At 68.2% G+C, this 15,426-nt stretch carries 13 protein-coding genes; 3 read left to right on the top strand and 10 right to left on the bottom strand.

Annotation, left to right across the window (positions count from 1 at the left end):
• Positions 1-103: 103 nt before the first annotated feature.
• From AZSP09_RS04690 to lexA, 4 genes are all read right to left on the bottom strand, one after another.
• Complete coding sequence (locus tag AZSP09_RS04690) at positions 104-1,702, bottom strand: Y-family DNA polymerase (RefSeq protein WP_152089330.1); 1,599 nt, start codon at positions 1,700-1,702, stop codon at positions 104-106.
• Complete coding sequence (gene imuA, locus AZSP09_RS04685) at positions 1,623-2,357, bottom strand: translesion DNA synthesis-associated protein ImuA (protein WP_152089329.1); 735 nt, start codon at positions 2,355-2,357, stop codon at positions 1,623-1,625. Before imuA ends, AZSP09_RS04690 begins: the two co-directional genes overlap by 80 nt.
• Positions 2,358-2,838: 481 nt before the next feature.
• Positions 2,839-3,276: a VOC family protein gene (locus tag AZSP09_RS04680; RefSeq protein WP_152089328.1), complete on the bottom strand. Its 438-nt coding sequence runs from the start codon at positions 3,274-3,276 to the stop codon at positions 2,839-2,841.
• Positions 3,277-3,321: 45 nt separating this feature from the next.
• Positions 3,322-3,933 carry a transcriptional repressor LexA gene (lexA, locus tag AZSP09_RS04675; protein ID WP_014237326.1) on the bottom strand — a complete coding sequence of 204 codons (612 nt, stop codon included), beginning with the start codon at positions 3,931-3,933 and terminating at the stop codon, positions 3,322-3,324.
• Positions 3,934-4,213: 280 nt separating this feature from the next.
• On the opposite strand from lexA, the gene AZSP09_RS04670 reads away from it, so the two are divergent.
• Complete coding sequence (locus AZSP09_RS04670) at positions 4,214-4,417, top strand: hypothetical protein (RefSeq protein ID WP_014237327.1); 204 nt, start codon at positions 4,214-4,216, stop codon at positions 4,415-4,417.
• A 74-nt stretch (positions 4,418-4,491) separates the two neighbouring features.
• Here the strand turns inward: AZSP09_RS04670 and AZSP09_RS04665 are convergent, their stop codons facing one another.
• The 6 genes from AZSP09_RS04665 to AZSP09_RS04640 all read right to left on the bottom strand — a co-directional run bounded on the left by AZSP09_RS04665 (position 4,492) and on the right by AZSP09_RS04640 (position 10,735).
• Positions 4,492-5,475 (bottom strand): hypothetical protein, encoded by a 984-nt coding sequence (locus tag AZSP09_RS04665; RefSeq protein WP_130458369.1) that lies wholly within the window; start codon positions 5,473-5,475, stop codon positions 4,492-4,494.
• A 215-nt stretch (positions 5,476-5,690) separates the two neighbouring features.
• Positions 5,691-7,175 (bottom strand): PepSY-associated TM helix domain-containing protein, encoded by a 1,485-nt coding sequence (locus tag AZSP09_RS04660; protein ID WP_152089327.1) that lies wholly within the window; start codon positions 7,173-7,175, stop codon positions 5,691-5,693.
• A 55-nt stretch (positions 7,176-7,230) separates the two neighbouring features.
• Positions 7,231-9,435, bottom strand: a complete 2,205-nt coding sequence (locus AZSP09_RS04655) for a TonB-dependent receptor (protein ID WP_152089326.1) — start codon at positions 9,433-9,435, stop codon at positions 7,231-7,233.
• A gap of 201 nt (positions 9,436-9,636) precedes the next feature.
• Positions 9,637-9,966, bottom strand: coding sequence for a hypothetical protein (locus AZSP09_RS04650; RefSeq protein ID WP_014237331.1), 330 nt, complete (start codon positions 9,964-9,966; stop codon positions 9,637-9,639).
• Entirely contained in the window at positions 9,950-10,177 is a 228-nt protein-coding gene (locus AZSP09_RS04645; RefSeq protein WP_014237332.1) for a helix-turn-helix domain-containing protein, read from the bottom strand. Before AZSP09_RS04645 ends, AZSP09_RS04650 begins: the two co-directional genes overlap by 17 nt.
• Before the next feature lie 6 nt (positions 10,178-10,183).
• Positions 10,184-10,735 carry a DUF2975 domain-containing protein gene (locus AZSP09_RS04640; RefSeq protein WP_152089325.1) on the bottom strand — a complete coding sequence of 184 codons (552 nt, stop codon included), beginning with the start codon at positions 10,733-10,735 and terminating at the stop codon, positions 10,184-10,186.
• 210 nt (positions 10,736-10,945) lie between these two features.
• Between AZSP09_RS04640 and AZSP09_RS04635 the strand changes: the two genes are divergently transcribed.
• Both AZSP09_RS04635 and AZSP09_RS04630 read left to right on the top strand, forming a co-directional pair.
• Positions 10,946-13,768, top strand: a complete 2,823-nt coding sequence (locus AZSP09_RS04635; protein ID WP_152089324.1) for a type VI secretion system Vgr family protein — start codon at positions 10,946-10,948, stop codon at positions 13,766-13,768.
• 3 nt (positions 13,769-13,771) lie between these two features.
• Positions 13,772-15,415, top strand: coding sequence for an esterase/lipase family protein (locus tag AZSP09_RS04630; RefSeq protein ID WP_152089323.1), 1,644 nt, complete (start codon positions 13,772-13,774; stop codon positions 15,413-15,415).
• The last annotated feature ends 11 nt before the right edge of the window (positions 15,416-15,426 follow it).

The raw sequence follows: 15,426 nt of genomic DNA, 5'->3' as shown, positions 1-15,426 counted from the left end.
CGGGCGGTTGCCGGAGACAGGCTGGCCGGGAGGCTGGCTGGAAGGCCGCCGGCGGTACGGCTTGCGTCGTCCTGGGCCGGGAGCCGCCCGTGATGGTGCCGGCTCATGCGAACCTGCCGTGGAGGAACCAGCCGCTTTCGTCCCGGAACACCCACAGCCATTCGCCGGCCGGGTTGCGGGCGACGAAGTAGTCGCGGCGCAGGTCGCCGGGGGCGGGAAGGCCGTCGGCACTTTCCCCTTCATCCCACCAGCCGCTTTCGATGCGTTCCGGCCCGGCCAGGAGTTGCAGGGGGCCGCCGTGCCGGGGGCGGCCCTGGGTCTCGCCCAGGGCCTGGGGGTGGGCCAGGAGCCAGAGGGGGCGCGGCCCCTGGCCTGCCATGGCCTGAGAGTGGCTCGGGTCCTGGGCCCTGGCCATGATGCCCTGGAGATCGAGGTTCGGGGCGCAGCGCCGGGTGGCTTGCTCGGGGCGGTGGTCCGGCACGGCGGCCAGGCTGTAGACCTTGTCCTCCCCCAGGCGGGCCTTGATGCGTTCCAGGGCCACGGCGGTGCGGGCCGGGTCGCTGCCTTCTTCTTCCGGCGGTGCCTGGCCGGGGAGCTGGCGGTCGCTGCCCGGCAGTTCCTCCACCTGGTCGGCGATCAGGGTAAGGGCGTCCACCGGCGCCGCCAGGGCGAGGCGGCCCAGGCGTTCGCTCAGGACCCGCTGCAGCCGCTCCCCGTCCCGGGTGAGGCCGGCGAAGCCCAGCACCAGCCGGGTCGGCGGCAGGCCGCGGCGGGTGCTGCCGGCGTATTTCTCGTGCTGCAGTTCCAGGGTGCAGCGGCCGACGCCGGCGCCCCGGCTGGCGAGCCAGCCCTGCAACTGTTGCAGCAGGCGGCGGGCGGCGAAGTTGAGGGCGGGGGCGTCGTCCACCCGGGCCGGCAGTTCCAGGCCCTGGCGGAAGGTGTCGGGAAAGGGAAAGCGGGGCCGGGGGTCGGGCACTTCGCCCAGGGCCCGGGCCAGGTCGGCGGCCAGTTGCAGGCCCAGGCGCCGGTTGAGGCCGGCCCGGGGCAGGGCCAGCAGGTCGCCGAGGCGGCGGGCGCCGAAGTTTTCCAGGCGCTGCCGCTGCTGTCGGGGCAGTTCCAGGCAGTCCAGGGACAGGGGCGCCAGGGCGGCCCCCAGGCGGGCCGGGTCGGTGCACACCGGCAGGGGGCCGCCGTTTTCGGCCAGGAGGGGTGCGGTTGCCGGCCGGGGGCCGTCGGCGGCGGGCTCCAGCCAGGGGGCGCCGTTGGCCAGCCAGCGGGCGGCCAGGGGCGTCGGAGCGCAGGCGGCGGCGAGGCTGTAACCCTGGGCCAGGGCGCCGTCCACGGCCTGTTGCAGCAGGGCCGGGAGGCCGCCGAAGAGGCGCAGGCAGCCGCCGATTTCCAGCAGCAGGCCGGCGGGCTGGTCCAGGCTGACCTGGGGGGTGAAGTTGCCGCCCCAGCAGGCCAGACCGGCCAGGGCCCGGGTTTCGGCGGCGCCGTCCCGCTCCGTCACCTTGAGCTCGGGCGCCAGGCCCCAGGCCGAGGCCAGGCCCATGCCCGGCGCCACCCCCAGTTGCCGGGCGGCACCGTTGGCGGCTACCACCCGTCCCTGGCTGGCGGCGGCCCTAGGCGTGGACGGGGCGTCGGGCGGGGGCGCCAGGGCGTCCAGGGGCAGCAGGGGAAAGCGCAGGGCGAGCCAGAGCACGGTCGCGTTCCTGAAGGCGGGCCACGGCCAGGCGCGGCACCAGGGTGAGGGGCGGGGGCAGGCCGCCGCCCCGGCGTTTGACGATCTGCACCAGCAGGCCCTGGGGCCGGCATTCCACGGTCAGGCGCAGGGGGGCGGGGGAGGATTCCCGCAGCCGGGCCGGGGGACGCACCAGGCAGGCGGGGCCGCTGAAGCTTTCGGCGGCCAGCTGCAGGCGGCGCAGGCCCCGGGCGTCGATGTCCGGCAGCCAGGCCAGGACGGCGGCAAAGCCGCCTTCTTCCAGGGCCGTTTCGCAGGCCCAGGCGGCATCCTGGCCCCGGGCCTCCACCACCAGCAGGCGCTGGCCGGGCAGGCCGGCGGCGGCCCAGCCGGCGGCGTGCAGGGGCCAGGGCGGCGCCACCAGCAGCAGGGGTCCGGCGAGAGCGGCCAGGGACGGGGCCAGCAGGCCGGCGACGCCGGCCTCCGGCGGCGCCAGGAATTCGCTCAGGGCCTGGCGCGGCCAGCCGCCGCCGGGCAGTTCCCGGTCCAGCTCCGGGTAGCCCGTGGCCAGACCGGGGGCCTTCACCCGGGCCAGGGCGTCACCGCGCCAGACGTCGGGCCGGGCCAGGAGATCGGCCAGGGTGACGGGGGCGGGGGAAGAAGGCAGGGCGGACATGGTCGGCGCAGGAGGTGGATTGGTAGGGGTTGGTAGGGGTTGGTTGCGGGTTGGTTGCGGGTTGGTTGCGGGTGTAGTCGTGGGCGTGGTGGCGGGCTTGAGCGATCGGCGGCTGGGGTGCGGCGAGGTTGTCGTTGGCTGGTGTCTGCTGTTGTCGGGCGGCTTGGTCGGGTGGCTGGGGCGTTTGCCGGATCGGGGGTAACGGCTTTGTCGGTGCTGCGGGTCAGGGCGGCAAAAGGGTTTGTGACGGGCCTTCGTCTCTGGCGGCGGCCGGCTTGTCGGCAAAAAACGGCGACAGCCGGGGCGGGGCCGTGCCCGGCAGGGCGGCCTGTGCTTGCCTGGAAAAAAGGCGGGTTAGGGCGTCAGGGTGGAGCGGATGGCATCGCGGGCGGCGCAGCGGCAGGCGGGGGAAGACCGGGCGGGAGCGCCGCGGATCTGCCGGCAGACTCGGCTGCGCTTCCGCAGTGGCGGATTGCCCGGCTCAACCCTCCCGGAACAGCAGGCTGCCGTCGGGGGCGTGGTCGAACATGGGGCCCCACACCACTTCCCAGTAGTAGCCGTCCGGGTCCTGAAAATAGCCGCTGTAGCCGCCCCAGAAGGTTTCCTGGGGCATCTTGGCGATGCGGGCGCCGGCGACCTTGGCCTGGGCGAATACGGTATCCACTTCGTCCCGGCTGCGGGCGTTGTAGCCCAGGGTGATGCCGTTGAAGCCAGGGCCGGCCAGGGCCGTGTCGGGACCGATGTCTTCGGCCAGCTTGTCCTTGGGATAGACGATGAGCCAGGTGCCGGGCAGCTGGAAGAAGGCGATGCCTTCGTAGTCGTCCCGGGGCAGCAGGCCGAAGACGTGGCGGTAGAAGGCGGTGGCCCGGGAGAGGTCGTCCACGCCCAGGGTCAGGGTGGTGAGGCGGGGAATGGTCATGGACGGCTCCTTCGCAAGTGGCTGGTCAGCGGGGATCAGTCGGGGTCAACTGAGACTGCCGGAAAAACCGCCGCGGATGAGGCCCACGGCCACGCCTTCGATGGCGAAATCGTCCCGGTTCGGGTCCACCAGAATTGGGCCGTAATCCGGGTTTTCCGCCAGCAGTTCGATGCGCCCCAGGTTGCGCTTGAAGCGCTTGACCGTGACTTCGTCGGCGATGCGGGCGACCACGATCTGGCCGTCCCGCACCTGGGTGGTCCGGTGCACCGCCAGCAGGTCGCCGTCGAGAATGCCGGCGCCGAGCATGGAGAGGCCCCGCACCTTGAGCAGGAAGTCGGCCCGGGGATTGAACATGTCCGGCGCCACGGAGTAGCGGCCCTGGACGTTTTCCACGGCCAGGATGGGGGAGCCGGCGGCGACGCTGCCTACCAGGGGCAGGCCCAGCTGCTCCACCAGGCGGATGCCCCGGGCCGAGCCCGGTTCCAGGACGATGGAGCCCTTCTTGGCCAGGGCCTTGAGGTGGTCTTCGGCGGCGTTGGCGGAGGCGAAGTCGAAGGCCCGGGCGATTTCGGCCCGGGTCGGCGGGGCGCCCAGGGTTTCCACATGGTTGCGGATGAAGTCGAGGATTTCCTGCTGGCGCGGGGTGAGCTTGACCATGGTGGCGGTCTCCTAATCGGTTGACTGTATTTTTATACAGTAACCGGGCAAATGGCAAGGTTTCATTTGCAACGGTCCGCCGGGGCGGGGAGGGATGGCACCGATGTGGGGCGAAGGGCGGGGGAAAACGGGGTGGCCGGGAAGGTCCAGGGACCGGGCCGGACGGCGGTGCCTGCCCGGTGATGCCCGTGGATAGGGCGTCTCGGGGTGGCAGGGCGGGGTTGTGGCCTGTTTTGTGCTCTGCAGCAATCAGGGAGTGACATTTGTCGGGAGTAGCACCATGGACACCTCACGCTGGAGCAATTTCTTTGGGACCGGGGCCCTGGTCATGCCGCCCCTGCTGGGCCTGGGCACGGATTCGATGGTGAGTTTTGCCGTCACCGAGCTGGTGATGCTGCTGGTGCTGCTGATGGCCGTGGCCTGGGAGCAGATCATGCGCGAGGCCGAAGAGGGCCCCGGTTCCGACGGGGACGGCGAGCCCTGAGGGCGGACCCGGCCCCGGGGCGGCGGGCCGCTAGGCCGGCGGCGCCTGCCCGGATCAGGCGGGATCAGGCGGGATCAGGCGGGTAGCGGCACCGGGGCGAAGGGCACGCTGCCGATGGCCAGGTAGGTCTGGCAGCGCTCGATGTATTCCCGGGTGCTTTTGGGCATGGGGGTGCGGGCCCGGGTGATGTAGAACACCAGGTCCCGCCCAGCCCGCAGCAGGTGCAGGCCGTCGGAGACGCTGTGCACCGGGGAGCCGGCAGGGGGCGGACAGCGGCTGGGGGTGCCGGTGGGCGGCCCCGGGGTGAAGTTGGCCAGGCGCTCGCCGGCGGTGACCAGGGAGGACCAGATGTCGAAGATTTCCGGATCGGTGCGCAGGGTCTCGGTCTTCACCTTGGCGGCGGCGGCCAGGTCCCGGATGGGGCCGGCGACACCGGCGAAGAGGGGCACCTGGCCGATGGTGTCGATCATGGCCGCGGCGATGCGGTCGATGTCGCGCAGGGTCTGGCCGATCTTGATGTAGCGGCCTTCGTAGAAGTCTTCCACGGGAATGGAGAAGGCGCGGAAGGGCTCGCCCCACAGCTCGTCGATGCCTTCCTCGCCGCTGCGGTGCAGGACGAAGCGGCCCAGCTCCATGGCTTCCATCAGGTACTGGCCGCATTCCCGCATCAGGGCGTCGTCGCAGCCCACCTCGATGCCCTCGGCCTGCAGCTCCACCAGCTTGCGGAAAATGTCCGTGGCCCGGTTGAAGAGGGCGCCGGCCAGCATGGCGGCCTTGACCCGGCTCTTGCCCGGGTCCTGCTCGGCGGCGTAGGCGGCCCGGGCTTCGGCCAGGCGGTGGCCGGGAATGTTGAGGCCGTATTCGGTGTGGTTGAAGAGGCGCCGGGTGAGGGCCTCGATCAGGCGCTTCTTGGCGTCCAGGGAGTCGGCGGGGACCGGGTAGGTCTTGATCCAGTAGCCGTCGTAGTACACCCGCTCCTGGCCGTCGATGAGGCGGCGCGTGCCTTCAGCCGGCGGCTCGGCGGCTGCGGCGATTTCCAGATGACGGACGGTGGTCATGGTCCCAGACTCCCTAGGGGGCGATGATGGGGATGGAAGCAAGAGCCGTGCTTTCCATCCGGGGGAGCGGATTGTCGCTGATTTATGGGAATTTTTCCCGGAAAAGGAGGGGCGCCCCGGCGGGGCCGGGCACATTTCCGGTGCAGGAATACAACACCGGGCCGGAGACGCCCATTTCTGGGGCATTCCCGGCCCGGGGAGAGGATGCCGGCGGCTCAGCCCCGGGGCCGGGCCAGGCGACGCAGGCCGATCACCAGGCCGCTGAGGCTGACCAGGAAGCCTCCCAGGCTGGCGACGATGAGCAGGATGTCCCACAGGGGCCGGTGCTGCAGCAGGGGCAGCCAGTCCCAGCTGTGGAAGAGGGCGAAAAGCCAGCGCTTGAGGCGCAGGCGGTCGTCCAGGCGCTGCACCAGGGCGCCGTTGCGCGGGTCCAGGTAGAGCCAGGTATGGGCCGGGTCGTCGAATTCCAGGCGCAGTACCGGCAGGGCCTTTTCCATATGGCCGGTCATGGAGTGGTAGGTGCGCTGGTAGTAGTGCCAGTCGTATTCCGTCTGCAGGTGGGTCGCCGCCAGCCCGGCCTGGGGCAGCAGCTGGCGCCCGCCTGCCTCGAGGACGCCCGGCTCCAGGGCGGCCTGCACCACGCCCTGCCGCTGCCAGGGCAGTAGCCGGCTGTGGCCCTGGCCGTCCCGGGCCTGGACGTAGGTGGTGCCGGCGAAGGTCAGCCATTCCAGCTCCCGGGCCTCCAGCCCGTCGGCGCGGAAGCGTTGCAGCACCTCGCCGATGCCGGGAGCGTCCGTGCCGGCGGCCAGTTCCAGGCGGGCCGGGGCCGGCTTGGGGGTGCCGGCGTCGAAGACCTTCCACGGATTGACCGAGAGCAGGCCGCTGAGGATCCAGGTGAAGGTGAGCAGGCCGAAGATGAGGCCCAGCCAGTGGTGCCAGCGCAGCATGGCCTTGCGGTAGGGGCTGCGGCTGCCGTTGGCGTAGGGCCGCCGCCGCCAGCGCAGGAGGCCCACCACGAGGCCGCTCAGGGCCAGCAGGGTGGCGGCGAGGGAGGTGTAGATGATGATCTCGGTCCACCAGCCGTCCAGCGCGCCGCCGCGCAGGGGATAGAGCCAGTGCAGCCAGGCGCCGAGCCAGTTCCAGGTGCGCTCGGTGGCGCTGGCGTCACGCACCACCTCGCCGGTGCTGGCGGAGACGTAGAGCAGGGTGCGGCCCCGGCCGTCGTCGCTGCCGTCCATTTCCACCACGTGCAGGGGGCGGTGGCCGTCCAGGGCCCGGGAGTGGGTCCAGGCATCTTCCTGCAGGGCTTCCAGGTAGCGGGCCGGCTGGCCGGGCAGGAAAGCCCGGGCCGCCGCCAGGGCGGCCTCGGCGCCGATGTTGCCGACCGCCTTGCCGTCATGGCCGGCGATGGCGGCAAAGCGGTTTTTCTCCAGCCCGGCGATGAACACGGGGCGGCCGCCGATGCTGGTCAGGCGCAGGCTGCGGGGCCGGGCCCCGGCGGGGAGGGCGGCCAGGGCCTGCTCCAGATTGACGCAGCAGCCGGCGGAGGCCAGGGGCGGCAGGGTCTGCAGGCGTTCGGCGGTGCCCAGTTTGGGGTAGCCGACGTACATCATGACCACGCCGGAGAGGAACCACAGGGCCATGAACAGGCAGAGGACGATGCCGAGCCAGCGGTGGCCGAGGAAGAGCAGACGTTTCATGGAGGGCAGGCGGCTGGGTGGAAGGGCCGGCCCCCGGGCGGGGGCCGGTGGGGCCTCAGAAGCTGGTCTGGACCGACAGGTCCAGGGTGCGCGGGGCGCCCAGATAGACCATGTTGGTGCCGGAGATGTTTTCGGCGTAGACCTTGTCGGTGAGGTTCTTGATGCGGGCCGTCAGGGTGGTCTTGCGGTCCAGCTTGTACTGTACGAAGGCCCCCAGCAGGCCGTAGCTCTCGGCCTTCAGGGTGTTGGCGGCGTCGGCGTAGCGGTCCGAGACGTAGCGCAGGTCGCCGCCGACGCGCCAGTCGGCGCTGGGGCTGTAGCTCAGCCAGAGATTGGTGACCCGGGCCGGGATGCCGCTGGGCCGGTTGCCCTGGCGGGAGACGGCGACGCTGCCCACCTTTTCGGTGAAGTCATCGTACTGGGCATCCACCACCGAGAAATTGCCGGAGGCCTGGAGCCGGGGCGTGAGCTGGTAGGCGGCGTTGACCTCGATGCCCCGGGAGGACTGCTGGCCCACGGGGATGGTGGTGCCCGGGTTGTTGGGGTCGGCCACGGCGATGTTCCTGCGGGTGATCTCGTAGTAGGCGACGCTGCCGTGGCCCCGGCCTTCGGCGAAGGCGAACTTGCTGCCGATCTCGTGCTGCTTGCCGGTGGTCAGGTCGAAGTTGCGCACCTGGGCGAAGCTGGCCGTGGCCAGGATGCCGGCGGGGGGATCGGCGGCGGTGCTGTACTGCACATAGACGTTGGCGTTGGGCGTCAGGTCGTAGGTGAGGGCGGCGCGGCCGGTGAGGGGCGTGTAGGTGCGCTTGAAATAGGCCGGGTCGGTGGCGGTGACGGTGCGGTAGTTGGTCACTTCCAGGTCGATGTGGTCCTGGCGCAGGCCAGTCAGCAGGGACAGGTCCTTGCTCAGGAAGGTGCGGTTTTCCAGGAACAGGGCCAGGGTGGTGACCCGGTTGGAGCGGTCCGGCCGGTAGACGTCGCTGGCCAGGCCGGTGACGCCGTTGAAGGTGCCCGGATCGTAGGTGAGGGGATCGACGTTGCCCAGGGCGGCGTTGCCGGTGGAGGCCGGGTAGCGGGTCTGCTTGTTGAGGCTGTAGTCCAGGCCGCCGGCCCAGGCCGTGGGCAGGCTGCCCAGGGTGCTGTCCCAGTTGAACTCGAAGCGGTTGCCGTTCACATCCTGGTCGTGGCGCTGCAGCAGGCCGCCGCTGCGGTTGACCCGGGTGTTGCTGGCGTTGAAGGCGTAGGTCTCCACGTTGCGGTAGTCCCGCAGGGCGTCGTAGTGGTAGAGGGTGTTGCGCAGCTTGAGCTGGTCATTGACCTTGTAGTCGAGGATGGAGCGGAACCATTTGACGGTCTGCTCATAGAGGCCGTCACTGACGTTGTAGTTCTTGAAGCGGGTGCCATCGTCGATGTGGACCTTGCCGTCAAAAGGTTTCGTCAGGGGCGTGCCCCAGTAGGGCCGGTCCACCGTTTCCTTCTGGTATTCCACGGCCAGGGTGTGGCTCAGGTTGGAGGTCAGGTCGGTGAGCAGGGAGGCGGCCATCTGCCAGGCTTCCCGCTTGGTGCCCGTGCTCCAGCCCCGGGCCGAATCCCGGTTCACGTCCAGGCGGATGACGTTGTGGTCGTTGAGGCGGCGGTTGGTGCCGATGGCCACCTGGGTGGCGTCGTAGCTGCCGTAGCGGGCCTTGGCCTCGGTGAAGTCGCCGTCCCGGTTGGCCAGCTTGGTGACGTAATTGATGGAGCCGCCGATGGCGCCGGCACCGTAGAGGAAGCTGGAGGGGCCGCCGATGGCTTCCACCCGGTCATAGATCCAGCTATCCACCGGGCGGGCGGCGATGGCGTCGTACTGCACCGTGATGCCGTTGAACAGCTGGGTCACGCTGCCGCCGGAAAAGCCCCGATAGAACACGGCGCCGGGGGAGCCGGGGGCCGAGGAGGCGGTCATGCCGGCCACGCCCTTGAGGATTTCCTGGGTGTTGTCGGCGCCGCGGCGCTCGATCGCTTCCCGGTCGATGACGGTGACGGCGGCCGGCGTTTCCTTGACGCTGAGGCCGAGGCGGCTGCCGGTGACCACCTTCTTGTCGAAGGCCAGGTCGTCCTGCAGGCCCTGGTCCCGCACCACCACCTCGTCCAGTACCCGGGGAGTGTCGGCGCTCTGGGCCCGGGCCAGGGGTGAAAAGATCATCAGCACGGCGAGGGAAACGGGCGCGAGGCGGTGGGGCAAGGGACGGCCGCAGCAGGCGACGGGGGCAGGGAGCATGGAACACCTATCCGGGAAAGTGCCCATCGGGCCGGGATGGCCGGACGCCGTTTCCCCGGGGCGCGGAGCGGCGTTGATGGGTCAGTCAGCGGAGGCGGATGCTAGGGGAGGACTATCACTAAAGGAATGTGACACAGTGTCACAGGTGCTTTCCCCCTTCCCGCCGAGGCAGGCGGGGCGGCCATTGCCAGAGGGCATGCCTCAAGGCGGGCAATTGGTGGGCACGGCCAGCTGGCCGCCCCCGGGAGTGGCGTAAACATTGGCCAGGATGGGATTATCCCGGTAGCTGGTGAGGCAGTAGCGGCCGCCGGCACTGCGCACCTCGACCCGGGATTCGCCGCCGGGATGGCCGTAGGTGGTTTCCGTCTGGCGGGGACGGGCCTCGATGCGCACCGGCTCCCCATCCTCCAGCAGCACCTGGCGCGGCGGCCCGTCCCCGGCCCGGCTGGAGCCCGGCCACAGGGCGCCCAGCAGCAGGCCCAGGCAGAGGCCGGCCCCGAGGCGGCGGCAGGACTCAGCCGAGGCTCTCATCACCCTCGTCCGCCCGGTATTCCAGCAGGTCACCCGGCTGGCACGCCAGGTGGCGGCAGATGGCCTCCAGGGTGGAAAAGCGCACCCCCTTGACCTTGCCGCTCTTGAGCAGGGACAGGTTCTGCTCGGTCATGCCGATGGCCTCGGCCAGCTCCCGGGAGCGCATCTTGCGCCGGGCCAACATCACGTCCAGATTGAGAATGATCGCCATGGCTGCTCACAGGATCAGGGCGTTGTCTTCCTGCAGGCGGCGACCTTCCTCCATCACCTGCCCCAGGAGATGCACCGCCAGCCCCACCAGGACCATGGCCAGGCTGTCGCTGCCGATGCCGATGGCAAGCAGGCGCTGGCCGGGCGGATGGTCCAGGGTCAGGGCCAGCACCAGCAGGGTCTGGGACAGCACCTTGAGGCCGGCCCAGGCCAGCATGCCCAGGGCGAAGCGACGATAGGCGCGGGCCACGGCGGTGGAAAACAGCTCGCCGTTGCCGTAGCGCCGGCAGATACCGGCCAGGGTGAAAAAGACGTAGCTGCCCGCCGCCAGGGCCGGCAGATCGGTGAGATAGCCCAGCAACCGCTGCGACATGCTGAGATCGGCAGCCGCCACCCCGGCGATGCGGAAGGCGTCGGACCAGGTCACGCCCCAGTCGGCCCAGCGTTCCACATGGGCCCAGAGATAGGCCACCAGCACCGGCAGAAGCAGGGCGGCAGCCAGGGAAACCACCCGCAGCAGACGGGAGGCGCGGCGAATGCGATGTTGTGGAGTGTCCATGAGCTATCCTGTTATGCAGTAAAAAATTAATGTTTTATATTAAGTAATTTCGACTTTAGTAGAAAATCAGCGAACGTGCAAGACGAGTGGAGCATATTCCCTTGTACCTATGACCTTGGGGGTGGATCGGCTTTTTATAGCCCTTTGTAATATTTCTTTGTCATTGATCGCGGCGTAACATCCCCCACTTTTCCAAGTGAGGGCTGCGCCATGAGCGCCCGGGACAATCTCTCCGACCTTCTTTCCAGCTACGCCAGCGCCTTTGTACAAGAGTCGAGGCTGCTGGAGCTCCGGGTACTGGGAGTTGGTTCGGAGGAGCTGCTGCCGGTGGAAGCGAGGGGAGAAGAATCCGTCTCCGGCGACTACCGGGTGGAAGTGGGGTGCCTCTCCCCCGACACCCATCTGGAACTCAAGCAACTGATCGGCCGCATCGCCGAACTCAACCTGCTGCTGGCCGACGGCGGCCACAAGACCATCTCCGGCCTCATCGCCGAAGCCCGCCATGAAGGCGCCGACGGCGGCTTCTCCCGCTTCGCCCTGGTCATCGTCCCCGGCCTTGCCCTGCTCACCCACCGCACCAACAGCCGGGTCTTCCAGGACAAGAGCGTTCCCGAGATCGTGCACACCCTCCTGTCCGAACACCGGGACGCCGGCGGCCCCTGGGCTGCCGCCTGCCGCTGGCAGAACCGCCTGGCCAAGGACTACCCCCAGCGCTCCTACTGCCTGCAATACCGGGAATCCGACCGCGACTTCATCCGCCGCCTCCTGGCCGAAGAAGGCATCGCCACCCGCTACGAATTCCAGGAAGAGGACAGCAGCGGCCAGCACCACGACGACGCCACCCCCCTGCACACCCTGGTCCTCTTCGACGACCCCTACGAGCCCACCCCGGTCCAGCAGGAGAAGATCCGCTTCCACCGGGCCGACGCCAGCGAAGAGGCCGACAGCCTCACCGCCTGGGACACCGCCCGGCGCCTGCGCTCAGGCAAGAGCCAGCTCCTCGCCTGGGACTACAAACCCGTCACCCCCCTGCAGGCCGACGCCCCCGGCACCACCGACCAGGGCGAACAAGGGGGCCAGGTCGAAAGCCGGCTCGAAGCCTACGATCCCCAGGCCCACTACTACGGCGCCGACAACGACGACCTCTCCCGCTACACCCAGCTGCGGCAGGACAGCCGGGACCGGGCCGCCAAGGACTACCAGGGCCAGAGCAGCGTCCGGGGCCTCACCGCCGGGCAATGGTTCCAGCTCGAAGACCACCCCCGCCACGAAGGCGAAGACGACGACAGCCGCCGCTTCCTCGTCCGCCACCTGAACTGGCACGCCAGGAACAACCTGCCCGGCGACCTGACGGACGGCCTGCCCGGCCTCCTGGCCAGCGCCGCCGGCCAGCGCGGCACAGCCAGCGATGCCGCCGGCGCCACCGGTGAGCAGCCCTACCGCAACACCTTCACCGCCGTCCGCCGGGACACCCCCATCGCCCCCGACTACGCCCCCTATCAGAAGCCCACCGCCAAAGGACCCCAGACCGCCACCGTGGTCGGCCCCCAGGGCGAAGAGATCCATACCGACGACCTGGGGCGCATCAAGATCCAGTTCCACTGGGCCCGGGAACAGGACCACCCCGACGGCGGTGCCGCCCTGGACGACCGCTCCTCCTGCTGGATCCGGGTCGCCGTGCCCTGGGGCGGCGCCAACTGGGGCCACCAGTACCTGCCCCGGATCGGCCAGGAAGTCCTGGTGGAATTCCTCGAAGGCGACATCGACCGGCCCGTGGTCATGGCCGGGCTCTACAACGGTAGCCACCGCCCCCCCACCTACTCCGGGGCCGGCAGCCTGCCCGCCAACCGGACGCTGGCCGGGATCAAGAGCAAGGAATACAAGGGCAACGGCTACAACGAACTGCTCTTTGACGACAGCACCGGCGAACTGAGAGCCAAGCTCTCCAGCGAACACGGCAAGACCCAGCACAACCAGGGCTACCTGATCCACCCCCGGAGCGAAGGCAAAGGCCAGCCCCGGGGCGAAGGCTTCGAACAGCGCACCGACAAGGCCGGGGCCATCCGGGCCGCCCAGGGGCTGCTCCTCAGTACCGAAGCCAAGGCCGGGGCCAGCGGCAAACAGCTGGACCGGGAAGGGGCCCAGGGCCAGCTCGATGCCGCCTTCGCCCTGGCCCAGAGCCTGGCCGACAGCGCCGCCCAGCAGAACGCCGACAAGACCGAGACCGGAAAAGAGCGCCAGGATGCCGAAGGCAAGGCCAAGGCCAAGGGCACCCAATGGCACCTGAAGCAGGCCCTGGCGGCCTGGGAGAAGGGCAGCAACACCGATCCGGAGCACAAGGGCGGCGCCAAGGAACAGCCGGACGAAGCCGGGCAACAGCCCATCCTCGTCGCCAGCGCCGTGGCCGGGATCGGCATCACCACGCCCCAGTCCGCCACCTTTGCCACGGGGCAGAACTTCGACCAGGTCTCCGCCCGGGACACCAACCAGAGCACAGCCCGACGCTGGATCCACAACGTCGGCCAGTCCATCTCCCTCTTCGTCCAGGGCGTCAAGGACAAGACCGCCATCAAGCTCTATGCCGCCAGGGGGAAGGTGGAGATGCAGGCCCAGAGCGACAGCATCGAGATCACCGGCGACGACAGCCTGACGGTCATCTCCAGCGACGACCGCATCTTCGCCAACGCCAAGGAACACATCACCTTCGCCTGCGGCGGCGCCTACATCAAGATCGCCGGCGGCAACATCGACATCCACTGCCCGGCCACGGCCAGTTTCAAAGCGGGGGATTACAAGATCGAGGGGCCGACGAGCCTGTCCCGAGCCATGAATACTTGGCCACAGGGGAATTTTGATGAGGAGTTGGTTCTGCGTTGGCCCTTCGATAACCAACCCGTCAAGAACCGTCGCTTTGAGATTCTGCGTGACGATGGCTCAAAAATTCGTGGAAAGACCGATGGCGAAGGAAAAGCCGGCTTACAAAAGAGTCTTTTTATTGAAGGCATCAATCTCAAACTACTTCCTGAGGACTGAGCAATGGGGGCAGTAACTGCGCGTCGTATTCCCGTTTATTACGACAATCGTGGTAATCCAAACTGGAAGTCTATCCTGACCCGTCCCGATGATTCCATCGGGGTTTGCCTCATGGTGCCGGACCGGATCATTCCGGTGATTTTTGTGCCTGGCGTGATGGGCAGTAATCTGATCGAGAAAGGGGGTAAGAAGGATAAAGCCGTGAAATGGCGTATGGATAGCGCCAAATCTGCCCTTCCTTGGGCATCCCCGACGCGGGATGCTGCCTTTCGTAAGCGTTACCTGAATCCAGCCGTGATGGACGTCGATAACGACGGAGAGGTTCCCGCCGATCTGCCCCTGCCTGCTGAGGAATTGCGGCGGCGCGGCTGGGGAGAAGTCGGTGCCATGAGCTACAGCACTTTCCTGGTCTGGCTGGAAACTGCCCTCAACGACTTCGATAACCACGAGGACGGCGAGCGCCTGCGGCTGCTGAACCTAGACTTGGGGGCCATGGTCGGCGAGGCCAAACCGAGTAAGGATGAAATCGGCCTCAGCTACCGCTACCGCTTCCCCGTTTACGCCTGCGGCTATAACTGGCTGGACAGTAATGCCAACAGCGCCAAGCGGCTGTCCGGGAGGATCGATGAAATCGTCAAGCGCTACCGGGCCGAAGGCAAGAAATGCGAAAAGGTCATCGTCGTCACCCATTCCATGGGTGGGCTGGTGGCACGGCATTGCTCCGAAGTGCTCGGTCGCAACAAGGATATCTTCGGCATCGTTCACGGGGTCATGCCCGCCATCGGCGCCGCAGCCGTCTATCGGCGCTTCAAGGCAGGTACCGAGGATTCGACGGCCTGGTACAACGCCGCCGGGGCCGTGGCAGCATCGGTACTGGGTAATGACGCTGCCGAAATGACGGCGGTCCTGTCCAGCGCTCCCGGCCCCATGCAATTGCTGCCGACAGCGGAATACGGCAACGGCTGGCTCAAGATCAAGGATGGCGCGAAGGAGTACAACCTGCCGCAGCAAGGCAATCCCTACGGCGAGATTTATACCGTGCGGGGCAAGTGGTGGAGCATGTGCGAAGAGCACTTAATTAACCCGCTCAATACGGAAAGAGAACTGAAGAAGCGGCAGGTGCAGATCGATAAGGATTGGACAACTTTTACTAATCTCATCAATTATGAGGTCGCACCGTTCCACAAAAAAATTCAAGGCAAATACCACCCTAATACCCATGCTTTCTTTGGCAGTAGCGAGGCCCACCGAGCCTATGGCACGGTGACATGGAAAGGGGATGGGGGGAGTTGGCTGCGCGGGGAGCGGGAGGCCGATGTGCCGAACGCCCGAGCACTGGATGAACGCGAAATCAATGAGTCCCGCACCGTGGCAGCTCCCCTCAAGGATCAGGGGTGGCTAAAGGCCGAGCATCAGACCTACACGATCAGCAAGCCCGACGAGGTTGGGGACGGTACGGTGCCACACCGTTCGGGCATTGCTCCGCGCGCCCATTGCACAAGCCTGCTCCAGGTCAACGTGGAACATGAACCGGCCTACCGGCACGGGGAAGGCGCCGACAACCTACGGGCCTGTCGCTTCACCCTGCGGGCCATCGTCAAAATTTCCCAAGCGGTACAACAGACCAGCCTGCGTTACGACCAATGAAACCCTTTCTA

The sequence above is a fragment of the Azospira sp. I09 genome (genome assembly GCF_009177135.1).
Lineage (GTDB): Bacteria > Pseudomonadota > Gammaproteobacteria > Burkholderiales > Rhodocyclaceae > Azospira > Azospira oryzae.
The sequence above is the reverse complement of the archived record's forward strand: the minus strand, read 5'-3'. Positions and strand labels throughout refer to the sequence as shown.